The sequence below is a fragment of the Phenylobacterium sp. genome (assembly GCF_013822795.1).
GTDB lineage: Bacteria > Pseudomonadota > Alphaproteobacteria > Caulobacterales > Caulobacteraceae > Phenylobacterium.
Map to the genome: position 1 here is coordinate 145,830 of NZ_PNLB01000009.1, position 22,848 is coordinate 168,677.

The window sequence follows — 22,848 nt, forward strand, 5'->3', positions numbered from 1 at the left end:
CTTCCAGCGATACCGCCGTCTTCGAATCGAAACTTGAGTTGCGTGTGAAATGAAAGCCCTGACCGGAAATCGCCTGACCGACGGCGAAGTCGTCTTCTGGAAGGCTGGGGCCTGGGTCGAGCGCTTCGCCGACGCCGAGCTCTTCGAGTCCGCCGAGGCCGGCGAGGCCGCTGAAGCGCACGCCAAGACCGAGCAGACGGTGATTGTCGATCCCTACCTGATCGACCTGATCGAAAGCGAAGGCCTGTGGGCGCCGGTCAGCTACCGCGAGCGCCTGCGCGCGCTTGGCCCCACGAACCACCTGCACCACGGCAAGCAGGCCGAAGGCGGAGCCGCCATCGAGGCCCTGCAGCATGCGTCCGGCGCCGCCCGCTCCAAGGGCCGCGTCAATCTGATCAAGCGTTAGAGAGGGGAGGGCCATGTACCAGTACGACACCCTCGATAAGGAATTCCTGGCCGACCGCGCCGCCGAGTTCCGCGAACAGGTGGTCCGGCGTCTGGCCGGCGAGATCACCGAGGACCAGTTCAAGCCGATCCGGCTGATGAACGGCCTGTACCTGCAGCTGCACGCCTACATGCTGCGCGTGGCGATCCCCTACGGCTCGCTGAACCCGACCCAGCTGCGTGTGCTGGCCGACATCGGCCGCACCTACGACAAGGGCTACGGCCACTTCACCACCCGCCAGAACCTGCAGTTCCATTGGATCAAGCTGGCCGATACGCCGGATATCCTGGACCGGCTGGCGGCGGTGGACATGCACGCCATCCAGACCAGCGGCAATTGCATCCGCAACACCACCGCCGACCCCTATTCGGGCGCCACCGCCGAAGAGGTCGACGATCCGCGCGTCTGGTCCGAGGCGATCCGCCAGTGGTCCAGCCTGCACCCGGAATTCTCGTTCCTGCCGCGTAAGTTCAAGATCGCCATCACCGGCGCCGCCAAGGACCGCACGGCCGCCAAGGTTCACGACATCGGCCTGATGATGCGCCGCGGCCGCGACGGCGTGCTGGGCTTCGAGGTCATCGTCGGCGGCGGCCTGGGCCGCACGCCCTTCGTCGGCCCGACGATCAAGGAGTTCCTGCCGGCCAACCGCCTGGTCTCGTACCTGGAAGCGATCCTGCGCGTCTTCAATCGCCACGGTCGCCGAGACAACAAGTACAAGGCCCGCATCAAGATCCTGGTCGCCGCGCTCGGCGCCGAGGAATTCGGCCGCCAGGTCGAAGAGGAATGGGCCAAGATCGGGCCGGAGAGCGACCTGCCGGACACCGAGATCGCCCGCATCCGCGGCGCTTTCGCCGCGACCGCCTTCGACACCCTGGTCAACCGCTCGGAAGTGTTCGAGGCCGCCAAGGCCGCCGACCTGGGCCTGGCCCGCTTCGCGCGCAACAACCTGCGTGAGCACAAGCGCGCCGGCTACACCATCGTCGAGATCTCGCTGAAGGCGATCGGCGAGACCCCCGGCGACGCCACTTCCGACCAGATGGACGTGGTCGCCGACCTGGCCGAGCGCTACGGCCAGAACGACATCCGCGTCACCCACGAGCAGAACCTGGTGCTGCCGCACGTGAAGCTGGACGACGTGCCGGCGCTCTATGCGGCGCTGAACGCGGCCGGTCTGGCGACGCCGAACGTCAATCTGATCACCGACATGATCGCCTGCCCGGGGCTCGACTACTGCGCCCTGGCCAACGCCCGGGCGATTCCGATCGCTCAGGACATCGCCCGCACCTTCGCCGACCAGGATCGGGCCGAACTGATCGGCGAGCTGAAGATCAAGATCAGCGGCTGCATCAACGCCTGCGGCCACCACCACGTCGGCCACATCGGCATCCTGGGCGTCGATAAGAAGGGCGAGGAGTTCTACCAGCTCACCCTCGGCGGCTCGGGGGCGGAGGACGCCGCCGTCGGCTCCATGCTTGGCCCGGCCCTGCCGGCCGACCGCGTGGCGCCCGCCATCGACACCCTGGTCGAGGTCTATCTGCGCGAACGCCAGGGGCAGGAGCGCTTCCTCGACACCTTCCGCCGCACCGGCGTCGTTCCCTTCAAGGAGGCCGTCTATGCCGACGCGAATTAAGCTGACGGACGGCCAGTTCTCGCTGGTTGAGGATCCCTACACCCACGTCTCGGATGACGAGGACCTGGTCCGCGGCGACCTGATCATCTCGCTGACCCGGTTCCAGAGCGAGGGCGAACGCCTGCTCGCCGAGGGCCGCTCGGTCGGCGTGCGGCTGGAGCCGGCCGAAGAGGTCGAGGTCCTGGCCTACGACCTGCCGCGCATCGCCCTGGTCGCTGTGGCCTTCCCGAAGTTCAACGACGGCCGCGCCTATACCGCCGCGCGCCTGCTGCGCGAGCGCTACGGCTTCACTGGCGAGGTCCGCGCGGTCGGCGACGTCCTGCGTGAGCAGGCCGGGTTCATGGTCCGGGTCGGCTTCGACGCCTTTGAGCCGGCCGACGGCTCGACCCCCGAACAGTGGGCCCACACCGCTCACCGTCAACGTCACGTCTATCAGCGCGCGGCCGACCGCCGTGCGCCGGCCTTCGCCGAAAGGGAGTGAGCTGACCATGGCTTTCGATCAGTTGGAGCGTCCGACCTTGGCGGCCCGGCTCGACGCCGAGCTGCGCCACGCCCATCCGGCCACGGTGCTGGAATCGGCGGTCGAGGCGTTCGGCGACAAGCTGGCCCTGGTCTCGTCCTTCGGGGCGGAGTCCGCGGTGCTGCTGCACATGATCTCGAAGATCAAGCGCGACGTCCCGGTGCTGTTCCTCGATACCGGCATGCTGTTCGGCCAAACGCTCGACTATCGAAAGAACCTGGCCGCGCGGCTCGGCCTGACCGACGTGCGTGACCTGCGCCCCGCCTACAACGATCTGGCGCTCGCCGATCCCAACGCCAAGCTCTGGCAGACCGACACCGACGCCTGCTGCGAGGTCCGCAAGGTCGTCCCGCTAGACAAGGCGCTGACCGAGTTCGACGGCTGGATCACCGGTCGCAAGCGCTTCCACGGCGGCGACCGCCTGTCGCTGCCGGTGGTCGAGCAGGCCGATGGCCAGGTGAAGTTCAATCCGCTGGCCAACTGGGGCAAGGCCGAGCTGGACGCCTACATGCTCGATCATGAGCTGCCCGCCCATCCGCTGGTCGCGCAAGGGTTCCCCTCGATCGGCTGCTGGCCGTGCACCAAGCCGGTGGAGGAGGGCCAGGACGTCCGCGCCGGTCGCTGGGCCGGGCAGGACAAGACCGAATGCGGCATCCATGTCGCCCGCGCCCCGGGCGCTGTCGACAATGTCGGCGGCGACATCTGATCGCGGCGTTGCTAAGTACGCACCAACCTCATCAGCGGCTAGAATGCCGCTGATCATTCGGTAGCCAAAGATCCATCATGACTGACGTAATCGCTCCGGCCCCGGCCGCATCCAAGGCGCGCGGCGCCTTCATGGTCGAAACCGTGACTTGGGTTCAGCACTGGACCGACGAACTGTTCTCGTTCCGCACCACCCGCGATCCCGGCCTGCGCTTCTCGTCGGGCCAGTTCGTGATGGTCGGCCTCGAGGTCGAGGGCAAGCCGCTGGTGCGCGCCTATTCGATCGCCAGCCCGTCGTGGCACGACGAACTCGAGTTCTATTCGATCAAGGTCGCCGACGGTCCGCTGACCTCGCGCCTGCAGAAGATCAAGGTCGGCGACGAGGTGCTGATCGGCAAGAAGCCGACCGGCACCCTGGTGCTGGACGGCCTCAAGCCCGGCAAGCGGCTCTACATGGTCGGCACCGGCACGGGCCTGGCCCCCTGGCTGTCGCTGGCCCGCGACCCGGAGGTCTATGACCGCTTCGACGAAGTGATCGTCACCCACACCGTGCGCAACGTCTCGGACCTGAACTACGCCGAGCTGTTCGAGAAGGACCTGCGCGAGGACGAGATCCTCAGCGAGGTGATCGGCGACAAGCTGCGCTACTATCCGACCGTGACCCGCGAGCCGTTCCGCACCCAGGGCCGGATCACCGACCTGATCACCTCGGGCAAGATCTTCGAGGATCTCGGCGTTCCGCCGCTGGACCCGGCGGTTGACCGCCTGATGCTCTGCGGCGGCCCCTCGGTCCTGGCCGACCTCAAGACCCTGCTGGTCGAGCGCGGCTACGAAGAAGGCTCGCTCGCCGCTCCCGGCGATTTCGTGCTGGAAAAGGCCTTCGTCGAGACCTAACGCGCCGGTCAGGCGCTCTCGAACAGGTTCAGCTGGTCGCTGCGTTCGGCCAGCTGCGCCTTCATGATGCAGATCAGCCCGTCCGGCGCGTAGGTCGTCGACGCCGAGCCGCGCAGTTCGCCGCGCAGCCCGCGCTCGATCAGCCGGCTGCCGAACCCTTTTCGCGTTGGCGGCGTCACGGGCGGGCCGCCGGCTTCAGCCCAGGTGACGGTCAGCGCCGGGCCTTCGAGCATCCAGGTCAGTTCGACCCGTCCCTGGGTAACCGACAGCGCCCCGTATTTCACGGCGTTGGTCGCCAGCTCGTGGAAGATCAGCGCCATCGAGAGCGCCGCGCCGGGCGCCAGCCACGCCGCCGGGCCGTCGATGTGGATCTGGCCGGTGGTTGCGCCCGCAAACGGCCCCAGCGCCCGTTCGGCGACGTCGCGAAGCTCCGCCCCATGCCAGCGCTCGCGGGTCAGCACGTCGTGGGCCTGCGATAGGCCCAGCAGCCGCGCTTCGAGCTTTTCGTACACGACGTCCGGATCGCTCTCGCCGCGCAGGGTCTGCGAGGCCATCGACTGCACAGTGGCCAGGGTGTTCTTCACCCGGTGGTTCAGCTCGTTGATCATCAACCGCAGTTGGCCCTGATAGCGCTTCTGCTCGGCCTCGGCCTGCTTGCGCGCGCCGATGTCGTCGATGATCGAGATGAAGTAGTCGGGCTCGCCGGCGCCGTTGCGCACCAGTGCGACGGTCAGGTTGTTCCAGATCACCTCGCCGCCCTTGGCGATGTAGCGCTTCTCCAGCGAGTAGGTCTCGATGTCGCCTGCCAACAGCGCCCTGGTGAGCGTGATGTTGGAGTTCAGATCGTCTGGATGAGTGATCTGCTGGAAGTTCATGTCGGTCAGCTCTGCGCGGCTGTAGCTCAGCATGCTGCAGAAGCGGTCGTTCACCTCCAGCAGCCGCCCGTCGGGGGCGACACGAGCCACGCCCATGGCCGCCTGGTCGAACACGGCGCGATACCTCGCCTCGGCCGCCTCCAGCCGCGCCCGCGCCTCGACGGTGGGGGTCACGTACTCGGTGTAGAGCACCAGTCCCCCGATTTCCCCGTCGTCGTCACGCCAAGGCTTCAGGGACCAGCGGATCCAGTCGACGCGGCCGTCGCTGCGCTCGAACGGATCGGCATCGTGGCTGAGCTCCAATCCTTCCAGCAGGGCGCGTCTGTGAATTTCGCGCCAGCGCTGCGGAATGTCGGGAAAGACCTCGTAGTGGTGGCGGCCGACCAGCGGCACGTCGCCAGGTAGGCCCTGTTCGGTCAGAAAGCGGCTGGAGGCCGCGAGATAGCGCATCTGGCGGTCGAAGATGGCGATCCCCAGCGGCGCCTGGCTGAGCGCCGTCAGCACGCCGGAATGCGCGGACACCTGCAACGCCGTTCTCGCCTCGCCGATCACGCTTGGTGTCTGCCGCTCGCCACGCTCATGACCAACGGCATGGGCCGTCGATACAACCCAAAGGATACAGCCAAATCCAATGGGTCAAGGCCCGTTCGGTTCCCGGCCGCGCATCGGGCTCAGATCGCTGGCCGTTGTGGCGTTCGTGTTCGGCGAACGCTGCGAGACGGCGGCGCATTGACATCTAGGATTGGTTAGCGAGAATTAATTCTACCCTAGGGAGTTTTGCCGATGTCGAAGATGCTTGGAGCCATGGCCGCAACGATCGTTGTGGTGACCGCCGGCACGGCCGACGCGGCCCAGTTCTACAACTTCAATCTCACCGGCACGCTGATGTCCGAGCTGGGGCAGGGGCCGAGCGAGGAGAATACCGGCGTCGATCCCAACTTCTCGGTCGGCGAGACCATCACCCTCTCGGCCCGGATCAGCTCCGACAACATCGTCAAATGGGGCGACACCGGCTACTCGGTGGCGTTCTTCAGCTGGGGCTCGGCCCCGGCCGGCGAGTCCTGGAACATCACTGGCGAAGGCCTCACCTGGGTCACCGGCGATGAGATCTACGACGGCGATCCGGTGTTCACGCGCGACTACTCCATCGAGCGCTCCGGCGGCGGCTCGGAGTTTTCGACCAGCTTCTATGGCGCGCCGGCGATCGTGTTCGCCGGCGGCAAGGTCGTCGGCGTGATGGGCTATCTGGGACCGCTGACCAGCACTCGCCCGGTCCTGCAGCTCGGCTCCTACGTCTCGGGCTACGAAAGCTACTTCAACACCGAGGTCGACGGGCCGGTGCAGGTCGACGGCTTCTACCGCCAGAGCCTCTCGAACCAGTTCACGCTCGAAGCCGGCAACGGGCTCTATAACAACCTCTACAATTCCCAGGGCTTCCAGGGGACCTGGGACTTCGCCGGCTCGAGCGCGGCAGTCCCCGAGCCCTCGACCTGGGCGATGCTGATCACCGGCTTCGGGCTGGCCGGCGTCGCGATCCGCCGCCGTCGTCAGCCGCTGGCGGCCTAGCGGCCCCCAGCACGAAGTCGGCCCGGTCCCCCACCGGGCCGAACGGCACGTCCACGGGCTCGTAGCCCAGGCGGCGCAGCTGGCGCGTGATCGCCGCGTGCGTCGCCAGGCAGTCCTCGAAGGTCTGCTTGCGCTCGGCGTCCTGCGCATAGATCTCCGGCCAGGGCGGCGGCGTAAACACCACGCGGCTGTATCGGTGCGTCTGCGCCGCGCGCTCCATCCAGTCCGGCGCCTGGCCGTCGACCAGGCTGTCGAGGATGCCGCGGTCGAAGAACACGCGCTCCTCGACGCCGACCATCGCCTCGAAGATCGCGATGTCCTCGCGGCAGGCGCGCGCCAGATAGGCGTCCTGGTCGATCCAGGGCAGGGCGCTCCCGCCGCTGGCGACCTCCTCGCGGATCACCCGTCGATGGGTCTCCTCGACCACCCGCTCGCCGCGGCGGCGCAGTTCCTCGATCAGGGCGGTCTTTCCCACGCCTGGGCCGCCGGTCAGCAGGAAGAAGTTCGGCTTGTTCATGAGTCCTCACGCGGTTGTGCGGGCCGGCGGCGAGGGTGCTCCGGGGAACACCCGATGGTCAGGTCAGGGGACGACAAGCCAGGGTTGGGCCAGGTGCGGGGGCGACCGTCAATTCAAGGGAGGATCCCCATGGCGCTCACCGAGTACGAACCCGGCCAGGCCTTTCCCGGCGTGATCGGGCGGACGTTCGACGTCTCCAAGCCGGCTTGGCCGGCGCCCAATCGCGCCAAGCAGGGCACGCCGAACGTGCTGTTCATCGTGCTCGACGACACCGGCTTCGGCCACCTCGGCTGCTACGGCAGTCCGATCAGCACTCCAAACCTCGACGCCTTGGCCGCAGACGGCCTACGTTACACCAACATGCACACCACGGCGCTCTGCTCGCCCTCGCGTTCCTGCATGGTGACGGGGCGCAACCACCACTCCAACGCTATGTCGTGCATCACCGAAGGATCGACCGGCTACCCGGGCGGTAACGGCTACATGCCCTTCGAGAACGGCATGATCTCCGAAATCCTGCTGCAGAACGGCTACAACACCTACGCCATCGGCAAGTGGCATCTGACCCCGTCCGAGGCGACGTCCGCCGCTGGGCCCTACGACCGCTGGCCGCTCGGCCGGGGCTTCGAGCGCTACTATGGGTTCCTGGGCGGGGACACCCATCAATACTACCCCGAACTCGTCCGCGACAACATGCAGGTCGAGCCGGAGAAGACGCCCGAGGAAGGCTATCACCTGACCCCAGACCTGGTCGAAAAGGCCAAGGCGATGATCGCCGACGCCAAGCAGGTCGCGCCGGACAAGCCGTTCTTTATGTACTTCTGCACCGGCGCCTGCCACGCGCCGCACCACGTGCCCAAGGAATGGGCCGACAAGTACCAGGGCAAGTTCGACGACGGCTGGGACGCCTATCGGGAAAAGGTCTTCGCCCGGCAGAAGGAACTCGGGATCGTCCCGAAGAACACCACCCTGTCGCGCCATGATCCGGACGTGCAGGACTGGGGCAAGCTGCCGGCCAATGAGCGCAAGCTCTACGCCCGGATGATGGAGGTGTTCGCCGGCTTCCTGGAGCACGCCGACCATCACATCGGTGAACTGATCGCCTTCCTGAAAGAGCTGGGCGAATACGAAAACACCCTGATCATGGTGATCTCGGACAACGGCGCCAGCGCCGAGGGCGGGCCGTCAGGATCGGTGAACGAGAACAAGTTCTTCAACAACGTCCCTGACAGCTTGGAGCAGAACCTGGCCGCCATCGACGACATCGGCGGACCGAAGTACTTCAACCACTACCCGTGGGGCTGGACCCACGCCGGCAACACCCCCTTCCGGCGTTGGAAGCGCGAGACCTATCGCGGCGGCGTCTCCGATCCGTTCCTGGTCTGCTGGCCCAAGGGCATCAAGGCCAAGGGGCAGGTTCGCACCCAGTTCGCCCATGCCATCGATATGGTGCCGACCGTGCTCGACTGCCTCGGCATCGAGCCGCCGACGCATATCCGCGGCGTCACGCAGTCGCCGATCGAAGGCTTCAGCCTGAAGTCGTCGTTCGACGACGCCAAGGCCGCGCCGTTGCACATCACCCAGTACTTCGAGATGTTCGGCCACCGCTCGCTCTATCACGACGGCTGGCGGGCGGTCTGTCCATGGCCGGGCACGTCCTTCGTGGAGTCCGGCCTCGGGTTCGGCGCGCCGATCGACTACGACAAGCTGACCGAGCTCGATGCTCACGGCTGGGAGCTCTACAATCTCAACGACGACTGCGCCGAAACCAACAACCTGGCGGACAAGGAGCGCGAGCGCCTGATCGCCATGATCGGCATGTGGTACGTCGAGGCCGGCAAGTACCACGTTCTGCCGATCGACAGCCGCGGGACCCTGCGCCTGGGCGAGCCGCGTCCGCAGATCGCCGTCGATCGCAAAAAGTACGTCTACTACCCGGGTACTCAGATCGTGCCGAGCAGCGCCGCGCCGCGGGTGCTCAACGCCCCGCATTCGGTCTCGGTGCACGCCACTGTGCCCAAGGGCGGCGCCGACGGATGCCTGTTCTCGATGGGCGGCAACGACGGCGGCTTCGCCCTCTACATTCAGGACGGCAAGCTGACCTACGGCTACAACTACGTCGCCGATCAGCGTTTCAAGGTGCAGGCCGACGGCAAGGTCCCCGAGGGCGACCACGTGTTCAGCGTCGAGTTCAAGCCGACCGGCAAACCTGATCCGCTCAAGGGCAAGGGCGCGCCGGGCGACATCACGCTCCTCATCGATGGCAAGAAGGCGGGGGCAGGTACGTTGCCTGTGACGATCCCGCTGTCGCTGGGTCTGTCGGCCGGCGTTTCCGTCGGCGCGGACTCCGGTTCACCGGTGATGACCGACTACGCCCCGCCGTTCCGCTTTGGCGGCACGATCAGCAAGGCGTTGGTCGATATCACGGGCGAGGCGGTGGAGGACAAGAAGGTCGCCATCGAGGCCTATCTCAAGGCCGCCATGGCCCGGCAATAGGGGGCCGGCCCGGGCTGGTCAGTCGACCAGCTCGGGCGCCTCGATCTCGGTCTCGTCGGGCACGTCGCACATCAGCGCGGCGATGAACTCGCCGTTCGGCCGGTAGATCTTGCGGAAGCGGCCGGCGTCCCAGCCGCAGTGGCCGCAGGCGCAGACGCCGCCCAGGTGGCAGCTCGGCGTCAGCTCCTTGAGTTGAACGCTGCGCCCGTCGCTGACCGGACGGATCGAGGTGACGGTGTAGAGCGCCCCGAGGTCGGGCATGATCTGGCTCTCGGGACGGGAGGGCGTGTCGTCGATGCACTCGACGATGTCGCCCGTACTGATGTCGGACACGGTACGCAGGCCTTCAGCTCAGGCGCTGGGGGAGCCCAGAACCTGAAAGGCATGATCCAACAGTGTGGGGAGCCAGGCTATGCGGCCTGTCGCCGCCCTATGCGGGGCGCTTAGGCGGGCGGGCAGCCCTTGAACTCGCCGACCTTGGCGACCGAGAGCTTGGCGAGGTTCAGGGCCATCAGCGGGCGCATCGAGGACGAGCCGTGGCCGGTGAACAGGTCGATCTTTTCGCCCTTGATCGCGCCGCCGGTGTCCGAGGCGTACCAGAAGCCGTCGTGTTTCGAGCCGTCGGGCATCGGCAAGCCCACGGTTTCCTTGATGAACAGGCGCGTGCGGCGCGGGATCAACTTGGTGTCGACGGCCACGGTGCGCATCGCGACGACCTTGCAGCCGAGCGAGTCCAGCGAGCCCACGCCCTTGGCGCCGGCGTGGTAGAGCGTGGCCTTCATCCGGAAGTCGGGCGTCCCCGGCAGCGCGCCGGTCAGGGCCGACACGATCAGGTCTCCGAGCGGATCGGATTGGGGCGCGGCTTGTGCGCTTTGTGACAGCCCAAAGAAGAAGGGGAGGGCGGCAAGGGCGGCGAGGCGACGTCGCATGACGGCGGCTCCTTCGTCGTTGTTCTTGGCAGCGGCCGTCTTCGTACCCGGACTCCGAGCGGCAGATCAACCCCGTGTGAACCGCGGCCCGTCGCGACAATTCGACACGAGCGCTTTCACCGCAGCCCTCTGAAGGCTATCAATCCGTTGACCAACAAGGGGTTGAGGCATGCGCGTCTATGGCGATTCCATCTCGGGAAACTGCCTGAAGGTAAAGTGGGTGGCGGACCATCTTGGCCGTAAATTCGAGTGGATCGAGACCGACATCCTGCGCGGCGAGTCGCGCACGGCGGAGTTCCTGGCGCTGAATCCGGCCGGTCAGGTGCCGGTCGTGGTGCTCGACGACGGGCGCCCGCTGGCTCAGTCGAACGCGATCATCATCCATCTGGCCGAGGGCTCGGATCTCATCCCGGTCGACGCCTATGACCGTGCGCGGATGCTCGAATGGATGTTCTGGGAGCAGTACAGCCACGAGCCCTATGTCGCCGTCGCCCGCTTCCAAGTGCGTTATGCCGGCAAGCCGGTCTCGGAGCTGGAGGCCAGGCTGGTCGAGCGGGGCAATGGGGCGCTGCAGCGGCTGGAGGATGGATTGGCGTCGTCGTCGTTCCTGGTCGGCTCGGTCCTCAGTCTCGCGGACGTCGCACTTGTCGCCTACACCCGTGTCGCCCACGAGGGCGGCTTCGACCTGGGCCGCTACCCACGCGTCCAGGCCTGGGTGAAGCGGGTAGAGGCCGCGCTCAAGATCGCTTAAACGGGACCGTATGAAAGCTCCGCTGCTCGCCGCCGTCGCCGCGCTCTCGATCCTTCCCGCTCAGGCCCACGCCTGGGGGGCGATGGGACACCGGATGGTCGGAGAAGCAGCGGCCAGGGCCCTGCCGGCGGAGGTTCCGGCCTTCCTGCGCACGCCTACGGCGGTGCGCGACATCGGCGAGCTCTCGCGTGAGCAGGACCGCTCCAAGGGCGCGGGCCGCATCCACGACCACAACCGCGACGCCGGGCACTTCCTGGATCTCGACGAGGAGGGCAAGCTGCTTGGCGGGCCGTCGTTTACGCCGCTGCCGGCGACCCGCGCCGACTACGAGAAGGGTCTGCAGGCCGCCGGTCTCGACAGCTGGAAGGCTGGTTACCTGCCGTATTCGATCGTCGATCGTCACCAGCAGCTGACCAAGGACTTCGGCTACTGGCGGGTGGTGACCTACATGGCCGCCCGCGAGAAGAACCCGGTGCGCAAGGTCTGGTACAAGCGCGACCTGGTCCGTCGCGAGGCGCAGATCCTGCAGACCATCGGCGACCTCTCGCACTTCGTCGGGGACGGCGCCCAGCCGCTGCACGTCACCGTGCACTACAACGGCTGGGGCGAGTACCCGAACCCCAACGGATACACGACCGCCCGTATCCACGGCCCGTTCGAGAGCGAGTTCGTCTTCGAGAACGTCAAACCTGCCGAGGTGACGATGAAGATGGCGCCGCTGAAATCGTGCGACTGTCCGATCGAAAAGCGGACGGTGGATTATCTCAAGGAAACAAGCACCCAGGTCATTCCGTTCTACGAACTGGAGAAGGCTGGCGGCTTGGCGCGGGGCGACCGCCGGGGCGTGGACTTCGCCGCCGCCCGCCTCGCGGTGGGCGCTTCGGAGCTGCGCGACATGATCGTTTCGGCCTGGCGGGCCAGCGACAAGGCGACTGTAGGCTGGCCGGTGCTGCGCGTCGACGACGTGCTGGCCGGCAAGGCCGATCCCTTCGATTCCCTCTACGGCAAGGATTGATCGATGCGCTCCGTCCCCCAGTTCGGCGATCGCCAGGCCGGACGCAGCTATGTCGACCGCCCCGCCGCGTTCGGGATCCTCGAACGCAACGGGCAGATTGCTGTGGTGCGGATCGAAAAACCTGACGGTGCGGCCTGGATCGACCTGCCCGGCGGCGGGGTCGATCCAGGCGAAACTCCCGAAGAGGGCGTGGTGCGCGAGTTCGGCGAGGAGGCCGGCCTGAAGGTCGTCGCCCGCGACTCCTTCGCCCTGGCCGACCAGTTCTTCGTCAACACCGAGGGCGAGGCTTGGAACAACCGCAGCGCCTTCTTCGTCCTCGACCTGGACGGAGACGGCGTGGCCGTGAAGGTCGAGGATGACCATACGCTGGTGTGGCTTGCGCCGCTCGAGGCGATCACCAGCCTGCGCCACGACTCCCACGCCTGGGCGGTCGCGGCCTGGATGCGCCGCTAGGCGCGCTTGCGGGCCGGGCGGCGCGCCGCGGGCTTGGCCTTCGGCTGCGAGCGTCGACGGCTCGGGGTGCCGGCTTCCTTCCGCACGCGCGTCGAGGTTTCATCCAGCTCGGTGAGGATTTCCTCGAGCTCCTTGTCTGGCAGATTCTCGATGCCGATGAAGGAGTTGTGCGCCTTCGACACCCGGATCAGCTCGTCCAGCTTGGCGTGCAGAGCGTTGTTGTCGCGGTTCTGGGTGTTCTGGATCAAGAACACCATGAGGAAGGTCACGATGGTCGTGGAGGTGTTGATCACCAGCTGCCAGGTGTCGGAAAACCCGAACAACGGCCCGCTCACCGCCCACAACACGACCAGGACCAAGCAGGTCACAAACGCCAGCGGGCGACCGGTCAGCCGCGAAATGTCGGTGGCGAACTGGGTGAAGACGTGGGTGACTTTGCCGCTCATGGCTGGAACTCCCGCCGCATTGCGCGGCGCAGGCTGAACGGGTACTGGCTGCGCCAGTTCCGACCCCCAGGAGAGCGCATGTCCCAGGCCCAGATCATCGACGGCAAGGTCACGGCCGAGCGCCTGCGCGCTGAGGTGGCGGAGGAGGTCGCGGTCCTCAAGGCGCAGCACGGCCTGCAGCCGGGCCTTGCGGTGGTGCTGGTCGGCGAGGATCCCGCCAGCCAGGTCTATGTCCGCTCCAAGGGCGAGCATTCCAAGGCCGCCGGCATGCACTCGGTCACCCACCGCCTGCCGGCCGACGTCAGCCAGGACGAGCTGCTCGGCCTGGTGCGCCAGCTCAACGCCGATGCGGCCATCCACGGGATCCTGGTGCAGCTGCCGCTGCCCAAGGGGCTGGATGAGAAGGCGGTCATCGAGACCATCGACCCGGCCAAGGACGTCGACGGCTTGCATGTCGTCAACGCCGGCCGGTTGGCCCAGGGCCTGCCCTCGCTGGTGCCGTGCACGCCGCTCGGCTGCATGATCTTGCTCCGCGAGACGCTGGGCGACCTGACCGGCAAGCGCGCGGTCGTCGTCGGCCGCTCGGTGCTGGTCGGCAAGCCGGTGGCGCAGCTGCTGCTGGCCGCCGACTGCACCGTGACCATCGCCCACTCGCGCACCCAGGACCTGCCGGCCGTCTGTCGCGAGGCCGATATCCTGGTCGCCGCTGTCGGCCGCCCGCAGATGATCAAGGCCGACTGGATCAAGCCGGGTGCGACGGTGATTGACGTCGGCATCAACCGCGTGCCGTTCCGCGACCCGGTCAAGGCCGCCGAAGGCAAGACCAAGCTGGTGGGCGATGTGGCCTACAAGGAGGCCTCTGCGGTCGCCGGCGCGATCACCCCGGTGCCGGGCGGCGTCGGCCTGATGACGGTGGCGTGCCTGCTGCAGAACACCGTCACCGCCGCGAAGCGCATCGCCGGGCTGGAGGCCTAGGCCCCCCGGTTGTTGGTCCAGGCGACGAGCTCGCCGAGCGCCTGGCTCACCGCTTCATCATACGCCGCGACGATCGCTGAAACGCGGTTGTCGCGGGCCCGCACCCGCGTCTCGAACTTGCGCGATCCGGCCAGGACGCGATCGGATCCGGTTAGCGTCGCGCGCAGGGTGACCACGACTTCCGGGGCCGCCCTGGCGCCTTGGTTGTAGTCGGCCTCGAACTGGGTGACGTCGACCCGCAGGACATAGTCGGCCTTGCCGTAATCGCCGCGGGTAAGCAGCCGCGCCGAGCCGGTGTTGGCGTCGAACGCCCGCGACAGCGCCTCATTGAACAGCACCGAGGCCGGCGAGACCCAGCGCGAGTCGGCGACATAGGCGGCCCGGCTGCCGGTGATGGTCAGCATGCGGTCGTTGGCCGCCGACTGCACGAAGGATCCGCCGAGCCGCGCAACCGTGAACCGCTCCGACTGGCTGGCGGCCGGCGCCTGGATGTCACCGTCGAACCGGTAGAGCTGGGCCGGTTTCTCGTTGGGCAGAAGGGTGATGCAGCCGGCGAGCAGGGCGGCGCAAGCCGTCAGGGCGAGGGCGGGGAGGGTGCGCTTGAGGGCGTTCATGGCTTGACCTTGACCTCCTGGGCCGGGGACTTGCCGACCAGGCCGCGGGGGTTGGCTTCGATGTCGCGGATCAGCCTGTCCAGCGAATCCGCGGTCTGTTGCAGCGATTGGATGGCCGAGGTGAGCTGGGGCAGCCCATTGGACGCGAAGTCGTTGGTCGGGCCGTCCAGGCGTCCGACCATGGTGCGGATGTCCTTGGCGGCGACCTGCGCCTCTTCGGCGGCGTCGGCCAAGTTGGCCAGGGTGCGCTTGCCCTCGCCGTCGACCAGCGTCTGGCTCGACTTGCTGAGCTCGGTGATCTGGACAGCGGCGGCGTCGATGTTCTGCAACGCCTTCTGGGCGTCGGCGATCAGCGCCTTGCGCTCGCGCAGCTCGGCGGTCACCGCCTGGGTGTCGGCGATGGCGGCGCTGACCGTCTTGATGTTCTGGTCGGACAGCACGCGGTTGACGCGGTCCAGCGCCTCCACGGTGCGGGTCAGCACAGTCCCGCCGCCCTCCAACAGGTCGGAAAGCGCGCTGCGCTGGGTGCGCAGCTTGGGCACCTTGCCTGGATCGACGGTGTCCTTCAGCAGGCGCTTGGTCGGGGTGCCGGCGGTGATCTGGACGTAGTTGATGCCGGTGATGCCTTGCGGCTCCAAGGTCGCGAAGGAATCGACCCGGATCGGCACGTCGGAGGTGACGCGGGCGCGGGCGATGACGCGGTTGGGGTCGGCCGCGTCGAGTTGGATCTTCGTCACCTCACCGACCTTGATGCCGTTGAAGTGCACTTCGCCGCCTTGGCTCAAGCCGCGCACCGGGCCCTGGAAGACGATGTCATAGAGGTCGAAGTCCTGGGCGAAGCTCAGCCGCGCCAGCCAGACCACGAAGATCAGCAGGCCGGTCACCAGCAGCAGGGTCGAGAAACCCACCAGGGCGTAATTGGCGTCTTTTTCCATCAGGCTGGTTTCCCGGCTCTATGAGCCGCAACGGCCGCGGCGCGGCCGCGCGGTCCAAGGAAGTACTCTTTGATCCACGGATGTTGTGAACGCTCAAGCTCGGCGACAGGCGCCACTTCGACCACGTGCTTGTCGGCGAGCACGGCCACGCGGTCGGTGATCGAGTAAAGCGTGTCGAGGTCATGAGTGATCATGAATACCGTCAGGTCGAGGCTGTCGGAGAGGTCGCGGATCAACTCGTCGAAGGCCCCGGCGCCGATCGGGTCGAGGCCGGCGGTCGGCTCGTCCAGGAACAGCAACTGCGGATCGAGCGCCAGCGCCCGCGCCAGACCGGCGCGCTTGCGCATGCCGCCGGAAAGCTCGGCTGGCTTCAGATCGCCGGCGCCCGGGCGCAAGCCGACCAGCGCGATCTTCAGATCGGCCAGTTCGTGCACGACGCGGCGGGGCAGCTTGGTGTGTTCGTACATCGGCGCAGCGACGTTCTCGCGCACGGTGAGGTTCGAAAACAGCGCGCCCTGCTGGAACAGCACGCCCCAGCTGCGCTCGATCTCCGACCAGCGGCGGCGGCTGGTGCGCTGGATATCCTGGCCCAAGACCTTGATCGTGCCGGCGTTCGGCTGGCGTAGGCCGATGATCGAGTTGAGCAGCACCGACTTGCCGGTGCCCGACCCGCCGACCACGCCGAGCACCTCGCCGCGCTCGACGGTCAGGTCGAGGTTGTCGTGCACAACATGCTCGCCGAACTGCGAGCGCAGGCCGCGCACCTCGATGGCCGGACCGTCGTCGTCGAGCAGGGATTGCTCTTCAGCCATCTAGACCCCGATCTGCATGTAGATCAGCGCAAAAATGGCGTCGATCAGGATGATCGCGAAGATGGCGTGCACCACCGCGGCGGTGACTCGACGCCCAAGCGACTCGACGTCGCCGCCGACTTCCATGCCCTGGCGACAACCGATGCCGGCGATCACCGCGGCCATGATCGGCGCCTTCGACAGGCCGATCCAGAAGTGGGTCGGGCCGACATTGTCGAGGATGCGCTGCAGGAAGAAGGAAGGGCCAAGGTCCAGCACCGTCCAGGTGACCAGCAGGCCGCCCATCAGGCCGGCGATCGTGGCCACGAAGGTCAGGAGCGGGATGATTGCGAGCAGCGCCGCGAACCGCGGGAACACCAGGGCCTCGAACGGGTCGACGCCGAGCACCTTCATGGCGTCGACTTCCTGGTTCATCTTCATCGAACCGATTTCGGCCGCGAAGGCCGAGGCCGAGCGGCCGGCCAGCAGGATCGCCGTGATCAGGATGTTGAACTCGCGAAAGACCGCGATGCCGATCAGCTCGACCGCGAACACCTCGGCCCCGAACTGGCGCAGCATGTTGGCGCCCAGCAGCCCGACCACCGCGCCGATGAAGAATGAGGTCAGGGTGACGATCGGAATGGCGTCCAGGCCAGCGCGCTCGGCCAGCGACACGCATGACGCCCAACGGATCCGCCGGGGATTGATGAGCGTGCGGCCGACCACCACCAGCAGGTGGCCGACGAAGACCATCGTTTCGAAGATCTCGGTGCCGAGGTTGAACACCCCCCGACCGGTCCTGATCGCCAGCTCATAGAAGCCGCGCGGCTCCTGGCGCTTGGCCGGCTTGTCGCGCGCGGCGGCGGCGACCAGCTCCAGCAGTCGCCGGGTCTCCGGCCGCGCCTCGATACGCTCGGCGGCGGGATGGTCGTTGACCGCACGCAGGATGCCGTAGGCGCCAGCAGTGTCGAGCCGGCGGACGGTCGTCAGGTCCAGCGCCGCCAGGTCTCCGGCGCGCACGGCTTCGCCCAGACGCTTGACCGCGTCGCCGGCCGCGGTCGCCGTCCAGTCGCCCGAAAGCACCGCCAGGCGGCCGCCCTCGGTCTCCATCAAGCTGAAATCGGCGGGACGTTCCATGGGCTCGGGTTCGGGGCCTCAACAGGGTGGATCTGTTTGAAACGAAACGCCTCGGGATCCACCGTAGCAGAGCCGCCTCAGGACGCCGAACGCCTTATGGCGAAGGTTGTTCCGAGATTCCAGGGCGCCTTTCTCGTCTCGCGACAAGGTGATCCTAGGTCGCAGCGCGCGGCCTAGATTTCGCCCAAGTCGCAAGCCTTACAGGTGCGCGAGGCGGCTCGTCCGGCCTCAAAATCTCCATCTCAAGTCGGGAGCGTGCCTTGGCCCGTCAGATCGAATTCGCCGGAAAGTCCGGCAACCTCTACCGATACACCGCCCTTGAGGAGGATCGCGTCCTGCCGCCGGCCGGCGCGAACTACGTCATCTGCAAGCCTGCTGACCGGGGCGTCGACATCCTGTTCGTCGGGGAAACGGACAGCCTGGCCCGCCTGGTCTGGCGCGAGCAACTCGCCTACGCCCGCGACACCTACGGCGACGAAGCCAACGTGCTGACGCGGCTCAACGTGCGCAGCGCGGTGCGCCTGGCCGAACAGGAAGACCTCCTCGAAGAGTATCGTCCGCCGATGAACGCCGGGGCCTAGCGCCGGCGGGCGCGGACGGCCATTGTCCGCGCCGTGCCAGAGCCTCTCATCGTCATCCTTGGCGCCGCCGTCCGTCCCGACGGCCGCGCCAGCCCCGCCCTCAACCGCCGGATCGAGGGCGGCTTTCGGTTGGCCATGGCGCATCCGGACAGCCTGGTGTTCTGCTCGGGCGGCGTCGGCCGCTACGGCCCGTCCGAAGCCTCGATCATGGCTGGGCGGCTGCTCGCCATGGGGCTTGCGCCGGAGCGGATGGTTCTGGATGAGGCGAGCCTCGACACCCTGCAGACGGTCGTCGCCGCGGCGCGGTTCATCCGCTCGGAAGGACTGCCGGGCGCGATCGTTTGCACCGACAGCTATCACACGCCGCGCACCCGGTTGTGTTTCGCCGCGCTCGGGATCGCCAGCCTCGACGGCTCGGTAGAGGCCGGGCCCCGCCAGATGGGATGGCCGGCCTGGTTGCGCATGCGCCTGCGCGAGGCGCCCGCCATCCCTTATGACGTCATGCTGGCGCTCACCAAGCGCGCCGGCCTCTAGGCGGTCCAGCGATAGCCGACGCCAGGTTCGGTGGTGATCAGGGTTGGGGAAGCCGGATCGGGCTCCACCTTCTGGCGCAGCTGGGCCACGAAGACGCGCAGATACTGCACGTCGTCCTCGTGCGCCGGGCCCCAGACCGCGGTCAGCAGCTGGCGATGGGTGACCACCTTGCCGCCGCCGACGACCAGCTGCGCCAGCAGATCGTACTCCTTGGGCGATAGGCGGATGGCGTGGCCGGCGCGGGTCACCAGCCGCTTGACCAGGTCCACGGTCAGGTCGCCGGCGGTCACCACCGGCTCGGCCCCGGCGGACTGCAGCCGATGGCGCAGAGCGACGCGAAGACGCGCCAGTAACTCCCCGACTCCAAAGGGCTTTTCGACGTAGTCGTCGGCTCCCATGTCGAGAGTGTCGATCTTCTCGGTCTCCTTGTCGCGGGCCGACAGCACGATGATCGGACCGTCGTAGAACGCCCTGGCCTTGGTTAGCGCCTCCTTGCCGTCGAAGTCGGGAAGCCCGAGGTCGAGGACGACCGCGTCGGGCGCCTTGCGGGCGATCTCCTTCAGACCTTCGGTGGCGGTGTCGGCGCGGATCGGCTCGTAGCCGGCGGCCTCGAGCGCCGGTTGCAGGAAACGGTGGATCTGCGGTTCGTCGTCGATGACCAGGATCCGGGGGCGGTTGGCGCTCACAGCATGTGCCCCGGCATCGTATGCTCCTTGGGCATGCTGATCAGAATACGCGTGCCGAGTCCTTCGTGGATCGGACTGGCCGCTGCGATGCGGCCGCCCATGGCCTCCACGAAGCCCTTGGAGATCGCCAGGCCGAGTCCCGCGCCCTTGCCGCGGTCGGTGGCTTCCTCCATGCGGCGGAACTTCTCGAACACCCGCTCCAACTCCTCGGTGGGAATGCCGCGGCCTTCGTCCTCGATGGAGATCACCACGTTGCCGCGATCCTCATAGGCCGCGACCTCGATGGCCGAGCCGTCCGGGCTGTAGGCGATCGCATTCTCGAGGATGTTCACCAGCGCCTGCTCCAGCAGCGATGCGTCAGCCTTGACCATCGACAGCTGGTCGGGGAAGTCGCGCGAGACGGCGCGCTTGTCCAGCCGCCGTTGCACCCGTTCCACAGCCGCCCGCAGCACGTCGCGGATGTCGACCCATTCGCGGCGGGTGACCAGGGCGCCGCCTTCCAGGCGGGTCATGTCCAGCAGGTCGCCGACATAGCGGTTCAGGCGTTCAGCCTCCTCGCGGATCGACTGAAGAAGGTCGTGTTGGACATTGGGTTTTAACGACTTTCCATAATCCAAAAGCGTCGTCACTGAACCCAGAACCGTCGACAGCGGCGTGCGCAGGTCGTGGCTGACGGAGTTGAGCAGCGCGCCACGCAGCCGGTCCGTCCGGCGCAGCGCCTCGGCGTCGGCGGCCTGGGCGGCGAACTCCGCGCGCTCCAGGGCGACCGCGCCCTGGTCGAGCAGGGCGGCGACGAACCGCTCGTTGTCTTCCGCGGCCAGCGCCTTGGGCTCGACGCCCGCCACGCCGGCGCGGGCTTTCACGCCCTGCAGCGGTCGGAACGTCCAGGACGAGTTCGGCAGGGTGCCGGTGCCGGCCCCCGCCGGCTCCCCCTTTTCCCAGGCCCAGCGGGCGGCGGCCATGTCGCCCGGCGCCAGGGCCTCCAGGGCCGGCGAGGCGGCGGTCAGCGCCAGGTCGTCGCGCTCAGGGGTCAGGACCACGGCCGCGCCGCTGGTGGCGGCGGCCAATTGTTCGGCTAGGGCCTGGGCGGCGGTGTCTTGTTTGGCGGCCGAGGAGAGCCGCCGGCTGGCGGCGAGCAGCGCCGAGATCGCCGAGGCGCGCTGCGCTACGGCCCGCGCCTGATCGCGAATCCGGCCGGTCAGCCAGCCGGTGGTCAAGGCCACCGCGAAGAACACCCCGAAGGTCAACACGTCGGCGGGGTGGCCGATGCGCACGGTCAGCCGCGGCTCCAGGAAGAAGAAGTTGTAGATGAAGGCGCTCAGCGTCGCCGCCGTCAGCGCCGGCCACAGCCCGAAGGCCAGGCCGCTGACCAGCACGCTGAGCATGAAGATCATCGCCAGGTTGGCGGTCTCGGCCACCTGGAAGGTGACGCTGGCCAACAGGGCGGCGACCACGACCAGCACAATAGCGGCGACATGGCCGGCCCAGGGCCAGGCGCGCAGAGGGACCGTATGGCGTACGGGGGCGGGTTCCGGTTCGCCCTGCTCGGTCACGACATGCAGAGCTGCGCCTTGGGCCTCGTCCAGCAACGCCCGGATCAGCGAGCGGCGGAACGGATTTCGGCGGCGCTTGCTCGATTTGCCGACCACGATCTGGGTGACGTTGTTGCGCCGCGCGTAGTCGAGAACGCTGGCGACGAGGTCGTCGCCGGTCAGCACGACGCTGACCGCGCCAAGCTGTTCGGCCAGCTTTAGCGCTTCGTTCAAACGCGCCTGGCCGCCGGCCGGCGCGGGCGGGGCGTTCGGCCGCTCGACGTGCGCCACGATCCACGGCGCGTCCATCATCATGTCCGACAGCCGTCGACCGGTCCGAACCAAGGCCCCGGCCGCGCCGTCCGGTCCGACCAGCACCAGGATTCGCTCGCCGGCCGCCCAAGGCCCCTCGACGCCGGCCGCCTTCATCGCGCCGATCAGCTGGTCGTCGACCGTCTGCGCCGCGCGGCGCAGGGCCAGTTCGCGCAGCGCGGTCAGGTTCTCGGGCTTGAAGAACCGCTCGGCCGCCAGCCGCGCGGTGTCGCCGATATAGACCTTCCCCTCGGCCATCCGCTCGCGCAGCTCGGACGGGGTGATGTCGATCAGCTCGATCTCGTCGGCGCGCGAGAGGGCGCTATCGGGCACGGTCTCGCGCTGGCGCACGCCGGTGATCTTCCAGACCACTTCGCGCAGGCTCTCCAGGTGTTGGACGTTCAGCGTCGTCCAGACGTCGATCCCGGCCGCCAGCAGCTCTTCGACGTCCTGCCAGCGCTTGGCATGGCGCGAACTGGGCGCGTTCGAATGGGCGTATTCGTCGACCAGCAACAGCTGCGGCCGTCGCGCCAGGGCGCCGTCCAGGTCGAACTCCAGCAGGGTCCGCTCGCGGTATTCGATCGGGCGGCGGGCCATCACCTCCAGGCCCCGCAGCAGCGACTGCGTCTCACGCCGGCCATGGGTCTCGACCACCCCGACAACGACGTCGCCGCCCTCCGCCTTTCGGCGGCGAGCGGCGCGCAGCATCTCGAAGGTCTTGCCGACCCCGGGCGACATTCCAAGGAAGACCTTCAGTCGCCCTCGGCCCGGCTGCTTGGTCGCCGCCAGCAGGGCGTCCGGATCCGGCCGTCTGGGTTCGTCCATGCTCATCGTGTCGGGGGCGGGAAGCGGGCGTCGAGGGCGAGGTTGGTCATCAGGACATTGACCCTCGGCTGGCCGAGGACGCCGAAGGTGCGCCCTTCCACATGGCTCTGCAACAGGGCGCGCACCTGCGCCGGCTCGACGCCGCGGGCCGTGGCGATGCGCTCGGCCTGCAGCATCGCGTACTGCGGCGAGACGTCAGGGTCGAGGCCCGAGCCGGATGCGGTGACCGCGTCGGCCGGGATGGTTCCCTTGACGCCTTCGGCGCGCAGGGCGTCGGCGCGTTCTGCGACCTGCTTGGCGAGGTCCGGGTTCAGCGGCCCGAGGTTGGAGCCCGACGAGGCGCTCGCGTCATAGCCGTCCGAACCGGCGGCCGACGGACGCGGGTGGAGGTACTTCGCCTCGGCGAAGTTCTGACCGACCAGTTCGGAGCCGACCACCCTGCCGCCTTCGAGGACGAGGCTGCCATTGGCCTGCCGCGGGAAGGCCGCTTGGCCGACGCCGGTGATCAGCAGCGGATAGGCCAGGCCCAGCAGTAGGGTGAAGAAAGCCATCGAGACGACGGCCGGGCGGACGAGAGAGAGCATCGGAGGGCTCCTTAGAAAGCGGCCTTGAGGCCGAGCACGGCGCGGCTCTCGTAGAGCTGGCCGAAATCATGTTCGCTGGTGTCGTGGTAGCGCAGGTCCA

The 22,848-nt window shown here is 67.7% G+C and carries 25 protein-coding genes; 13 read left to right on the plus strand and 12 right to left on the minus strand.

The annotated features are described in order from the left end of the window. Positions 1-49: 49 nt before the first annotated feature. The 5 genes from C0481_RS10235 (at position 50) to C0481_RS10255 (ending at position 4,194) form a co-directional block, all read left to right on the plus strand. Complete coding sequence (locus C0481_RS10235) at positions 50-406, plus strand: DUF2849 domain-containing protein (RefSeq protein WP_293403298.1); 357 nt, start codon at positions 50-52, stop codon at positions 404-406. Positions 407-419: 13 nt separating this feature from the next. After that, the gene (locus C0481_RS10240) at positions 420-2,075 is read left to right on the plus strand and encodes a nitrite/sulfite reductase (protein ID WP_293403300.1); all 1,656 of its coding nucleotides are present in this window, start codon (positions 420-422) and stop codon (positions 2,073-2,075) included. After that, positions 2,059-2,556 (plus strand): DUF934 domain-containing protein, encoded by a 498-nt coding sequence (locus C0481_RS10245; RefSeq protein ID WP_293403301.1) that lies wholly within the window; start codon positions 2,059-2,061, stop codon positions 2,554-2,556. Before C0481_RS10240 ends, C0481_RS10245 begins: the two co-directional genes overlap by 17 nt. Positions 2,557-2,563: 7 nt before the next feature. Continuing rightward, the gene (locus tag C0481_RS10250) at positions 2,564-3,301 is read left to right on the plus strand and encodes a phosphoadenylyl-sulfate reductase (protein ID WP_293403302.1); all 738 of its coding nucleotides are present in this window, start codon (positions 2,564-2,566) and stop codon (positions 3,299-3,301) included. A gap of 131 nt (positions 3,302-3,432) precedes the next feature. Further along, positions 3,433-4,194 (plus strand): ferredoxin--NADP reductase, encoded by a 762-nt coding sequence (locus C0481_RS10255; RefSeq protein ID WP_363223398.1) that lies wholly within the window; start codon positions 3,433-3,435, stop codon positions 4,192-4,194. Positions 4,195-4,202: 8 nt separating this feature from the next. Here C0481_RS10255 and C0481_RS10260 read toward each other — a convergent pair whose 3' ends face one another. Continuing rightward, entirely contained in the window at positions 4,203-5,591 is a 1,389-nt protein-coding gene (locus tag C0481_RS10260; protein ID WP_293403304.1) for a PAS domain S-box protein, read from the minus strand. A 261-nt stretch (positions 5,592-5,852) separates the two neighbouring features. On the opposite strand from C0481_RS10260, the gene C0481_RS10265 reads away from it, so the two are divergent. Next, complete coding sequence (locus C0481_RS10265; protein ID WP_293403305.1) at positions 5,853-6,635, plus strand: PEPxxWA-CTERM sorting domain-containing protein; 783 nt, start codon at positions 5,853-5,855, stop codon at positions 6,633-6,635. Here C0481_RS10265 and C0481_RS10270 read toward each other — a convergent pair. Beyond that, the gene (locus C0481_RS10270; protein ID WP_293403306.1) at positions 6,574-7,152 is read right to left on the minus strand and encodes an AAA family ATPase; all 579 of its coding nucleotides are present in this window, start codon (positions 7,150-7,152) and stop codon (positions 6,574-6,576) included. The genes C0481_RS10265 and C0481_RS10270 overlap by 62 nt on opposite strands. A 129-nt stretch (positions 7,153-7,281) precedes the next feature. Here C0481_RS10270 and C0481_RS10275 point away from each other — a divergent pair, with 129 nt between their 5' ends. Then, positions 7,282-9,648, plus strand: coding sequence for an arylsulfatase (locus tag C0481_RS10275; RefSeq protein WP_293403307.1), 2,367 nt, complete (start codon positions 7,282-7,284; stop codon positions 9,646-9,648). 18 nt (positions 9,649-9,666) lie between these two features. Here the strand turns inward: C0481_RS10275 and C0481_RS10280 are convergent, their stop codons facing one another. Beyond that, positions 9,667-9,981, minus strand: a complete 315-nt coding sequence (locus C0481_RS10280; RefSeq protein ID WP_293403308.1) for a hypothetical protein — start codon at positions 9,979-9,981, stop codon at positions 9,667-9,669. Between the two features lie 110 nt (positions 9,982-10,091). After that, positions 10,092-10,577, minus strand: coding sequence for a 3D domain-containing protein (locus C0481_RS10285; protein WP_293403309.1), 486 nt, complete (start codon positions 10,575-10,577; stop codon positions 10,092-10,094). A gap of 169 nt (positions 10,578-10,746) precedes the next feature. Between C0481_RS10285 and C0481_RS10290 the strand changes: the two genes are divergently transcribed. From C0481_RS10290 to C0481_RS10300, 3 genes are read left to right on the plus strand one after another with little or no spacing between them, the layout of a single operon-like run. Continuing rightward, a complete protein-coding gene (locus C0481_RS10290; protein WP_293403310.1) occupies positions 10,747-11,328 on the plus strand; it encodes a glutathione S-transferase family protein in 582 nt (193 codons plus the stop codon). Positions 11,329-11,338: 10 nt separating this feature from the next. Further along, positions 11,339-12,343, plus strand: coding sequence for a S1/P1 Nuclease (locus C0481_RS10295; protein WP_293403311.1), 1,005 nt, complete (start codon positions 11,339-11,341; stop codon positions 12,341-12,343). Positions 12,344-12,346: 3 nt separating this feature from the next. Beyond that, positions 12,347-12,796: an NUDIX domain-containing protein gene (locus tag C0481_RS10300; protein WP_293403312.1), complete on the plus strand. Its 450-nt coding sequence runs from the start codon at positions 12,347-12,349 to the stop codon at positions 12,794-12,796. On the opposite strand, the gene C0481_RS10305 is transcribed toward C0481_RS10300, so the two are convergent. Beyond that, the gene (locus tag C0481_RS10305) at positions 12,793-13,242 is read right to left on the minus strand and encodes a low affinity iron permease family protein (protein ID WP_293403313.1); all 450 of its coding nucleotides are present in this window, start codon (positions 13,240-13,242) and stop codon (positions 12,793-12,795) included. The genes C0481_RS10300 and C0481_RS10305 overlap by 4 nt on opposite strands. A gap of 78 nt (positions 13,243-13,320) precedes the next feature. Between C0481_RS10305 and folD the strand changes: the two genes are divergently transcribed. Continuing rightward, complete coding sequence (folD, locus tag C0481_RS10310; RefSeq protein WP_293403314.1) at positions 13,321-14,217, plus strand: bifunctional methylenetetrahydrofolate dehydrogenase/methenyltetrahydrofolate cyclohydrolase FolD; 897 nt, start codon at positions 13,321-13,323, stop codon at positions 14,215-14,217. On the opposite strand, the gene C0481_RS10315 is transcribed toward folD, so the two are convergent. The 4 genes from C0481_RS10315 to C0481_RS10330 are packed head-to-tail and all read right to left on the minus strand — an operon-like array spanning position 14,214 to position 17,694. Then, entirely contained in the window at positions 14,214-14,831 is a 618-nt protein-coding gene (locus tag C0481_RS10315) for an ABC-type transport auxiliary lipoprotein family protein (RefSeq protein ID WP_293403315.1), read from the minus strand. The genes folD and C0481_RS10315 overlap by 4 nt on opposite strands. Continuing rightward, entirely contained in the window at positions 14,828-15,766 is a 939-nt protein-coding gene (locus C0481_RS10320) for an MlaD family protein (protein ID WP_293403316.1), read from the minus strand. The genes C0481_RS10315 and C0481_RS10320 overlap by 4 nt, the downstream gene beginning before the upstream one ends. Further along, on the minus strand, positions 15,766-16,578 hold the full coding sequence (locus C0481_RS10325; RefSeq protein WP_293403317.1) for an ABC transporter ATP-binding protein: 813 nt from the start codon (positions 16,576-16,578) through the stop codon (positions 15,766-15,768). Before C0481_RS10325 ends, C0481_RS10320 begins: the two co-directional genes overlap by 1 nt. After that, entirely contained in the window at positions 16,579-17,694 is a 1,116-nt protein-coding gene (locus tag C0481_RS10330) for an ABC transporter permease (RefSeq protein ID WP_293403318.1), read from the minus strand. A 260-nt stretch (positions 17,695-17,954) separates the two neighbouring features. On the opposite strand from C0481_RS10330, the gene C0481_RS10335 reads away from it, so the two are divergent. Beyond that, a complete protein-coding gene (locus tag C0481_RS10335; RefSeq protein ID WP_293403320.1) occupies positions 17,955-18,275 on the plus strand; it encodes a hypothetical protein in 321 nt (106 codons plus the stop codon). Between the two features lie 33 nt (positions 18,276-18,308). Beyond that, positions 18,309-18,809 (plus strand): YdcF family protein, encoded by a 501-nt coding sequence (locus tag C0481_RS10340; RefSeq protein ID WP_293403322.1) that lies wholly within the window; start codon positions 18,309-18,311, stop codon positions 18,807-18,809. Here the strand turns inward: C0481_RS10340 and C0481_RS10345 are convergent. The 3 genes from C0481_RS10345 to kdpC are packed head-to-tail and all read right to left on the minus strand — an operon-like array spanning position 18,806 to position 22,748. Further along, on the minus strand, positions 18,806-19,495 hold the full coding sequence (locus C0481_RS10345) for a response regulator (RefSeq protein WP_293403324.1): 690 nt from the start codon (positions 19,493-19,495) through the stop codon (positions 18,806-18,808). The genes C0481_RS10340 and C0481_RS10345 overlap by 4 nt on opposite strands. Continuing rightward, positions 19,492-22,170 (minus strand): sensor histidine kinase KdpD, encoded by a 2,679-nt coding sequence (locus tag C0481_RS10350; protein ID WP_293403326.1) that lies wholly within the window; start codon positions 22,168-22,170, stop codon positions 19,492-19,494. Before C0481_RS10350 ends, C0481_RS10345 begins: the two co-directional genes overlap by 4 nt. After that, positions 22,167-22,748 carry a potassium-transporting ATPase subunit KdpC gene (gene kdpC / locus C0481_RS10355; RefSeq protein WP_293403328.1) on the minus strand — a complete coding sequence of 194 codons (582 nt, stop codon included), beginning with the start codon at positions 22,746-22,748 and terminating at the stop codon, positions 22,167-22,169. The genes C0481_RS10350 and kdpC overlap by 4 nt, the downstream gene beginning before the upstream one ends. Positions 22,749-22,848: the final 100 nt, after the last annotated feature.

Excerpts from the sequence above, each read along its gene's own strand:
- C0481_RS10235 (WP_293403298.1), top strand. The coding sequence starts at position 50 with ATGAAAGCCCTGACCGGAAATCGCCTGACCGACGGCGAAGTCGTCTTC.
- C0481_RS10240 (WP_293403300.1), top strand. The coding sequence starts at position 420 with ATGTACCAGTACGACACCCTCGATAAGGAATTCCTGGCCGACCGCGCC.
- C0481_RS10245 (WP_293403301.1), top strand. The coding sequence starts at position 2,059 with ATGCCGACGCGAATTAAGCTGACGGACGGCCAGTTCTCGCTGGTTGAG.
- C0481_RS10250 (WP_293403302.1), top strand. The coding sequence starts at position 2,564 with ATGGCTTTCGATCAGTTGGAGCGTCCGACCTTGGCGGCCCGGCTCGAC.
- C0481_RS10255 (WP_363223398.1), top strand. The coding sequence starts at position 3,433 with ATGGTCGAAACCGTGACTTGGGTTCAGCACTGGACCGACGAACTGTTC.
- C0481_RS10265 (WP_293403305.1), top strand. The coding sequence starts at position 5,853 with ATGTCGAAGATGCTTGGAGCCATGGCCGCAACGATCGTTGTGGTGACC.
- C0481_RS10270 (WP_293403306.1), bottom strand. The coding sequence starts at position 7,152 with ATGAACAAGCCGAACTTCTTCCTGCTGACCGGCGGCCCAGGCGTGGGA.
- C0481_RS10275 (WP_293403307.1), top strand. The coding sequence starts at position 7,282 with ATGGCGCTCACCGAGTACGAACCCGGCCAGGCCTTTCCCGGCGTGATC.
- C0481_RS10285 (WP_293403309.1), bottom strand. The coding sequence starts at position 10,577 with ATGCGACGTCGCCTCGCCGCCCTTGCCGCCCTCCCCTTCTTCTTTGGG.
- C0481_RS10290 (WP_293403310.1), top strand. The coding sequence starts at position 10,747 with ATGCGCGTCTATGGCGATTCCATCTCGGGAAACTGCCTGAAGGTAAAG.
- C0481_RS10295 (WP_293403311.1), top strand. The coding sequence starts at position 11,339 with ATGAAAGCTCCGCTGCTCGCCGCCGTCGCCGCGCTCTCGATCCTTCCC.
- C0481_RS10300 (WP_293403312.1), top strand. The coding sequence starts at position 12,347 with ATGCGCTCCGTCCCCCAGTTCGGCGATCGCCAGGCCGGACGCAGCTAT.
- C0481_RS10305 (WP_293403313.1), bottom strand. The coding sequence starts at position 13,242 with ATGAGCGGCAAAGTCACCCACGTCTTCACCCAGTTCGCCACCGACATT.
- folD (WP_293403314.1), top strand. The coding sequence starts at position 13,321 with ATGTCCCAGGCCCAGATCATCGACGGCAAGGTCACGGCCGAGCGCCTG.
- C0481_RS10315 (WP_293403315.1), bottom strand. The coding sequence starts at position 14,831 with ATGAACGCCCTCAAGCGCACCCTCCCCGCCCTCGCCCTGACGGCTTGC.
- C0481_RS10320 (WP_293403316.1), bottom strand. The coding sequence starts at position 15,766 with ATGGAAAAAGACGCCAATTACGCCCTGGTGGGTTTCTCGACCCTGCTG.
- C0481_RS10325 (WP_293403317.1), bottom strand. The coding sequence starts at position 16,578 with ATGGCTGAAGAGCAATCCCTGCTCGACGACGACGGTCCGGCCATCGAG.
- C0481_RS10330 (WP_293403318.1), bottom strand. The coding sequence starts at position 17,694 with ATGGAACGTCCCGCCGATTTCAGCTTGATGGAGACCGAGGGCGGCCGC.
- C0481_RS10350 (WP_293403326.1), bottom strand. The coding sequence starts at position 22,170 with ATGAGCATGGACGAACCCAGACGGCCGGATCCGGACGCCCTGCTGGCG.
- kdpC (WP_293403328.1), bottom strand. The coding sequence starts at position 22,748 with ATGCTCTCTCTCGTCCGCCCGGCCGTCGTCTCGATGGCTTTCTTCACC.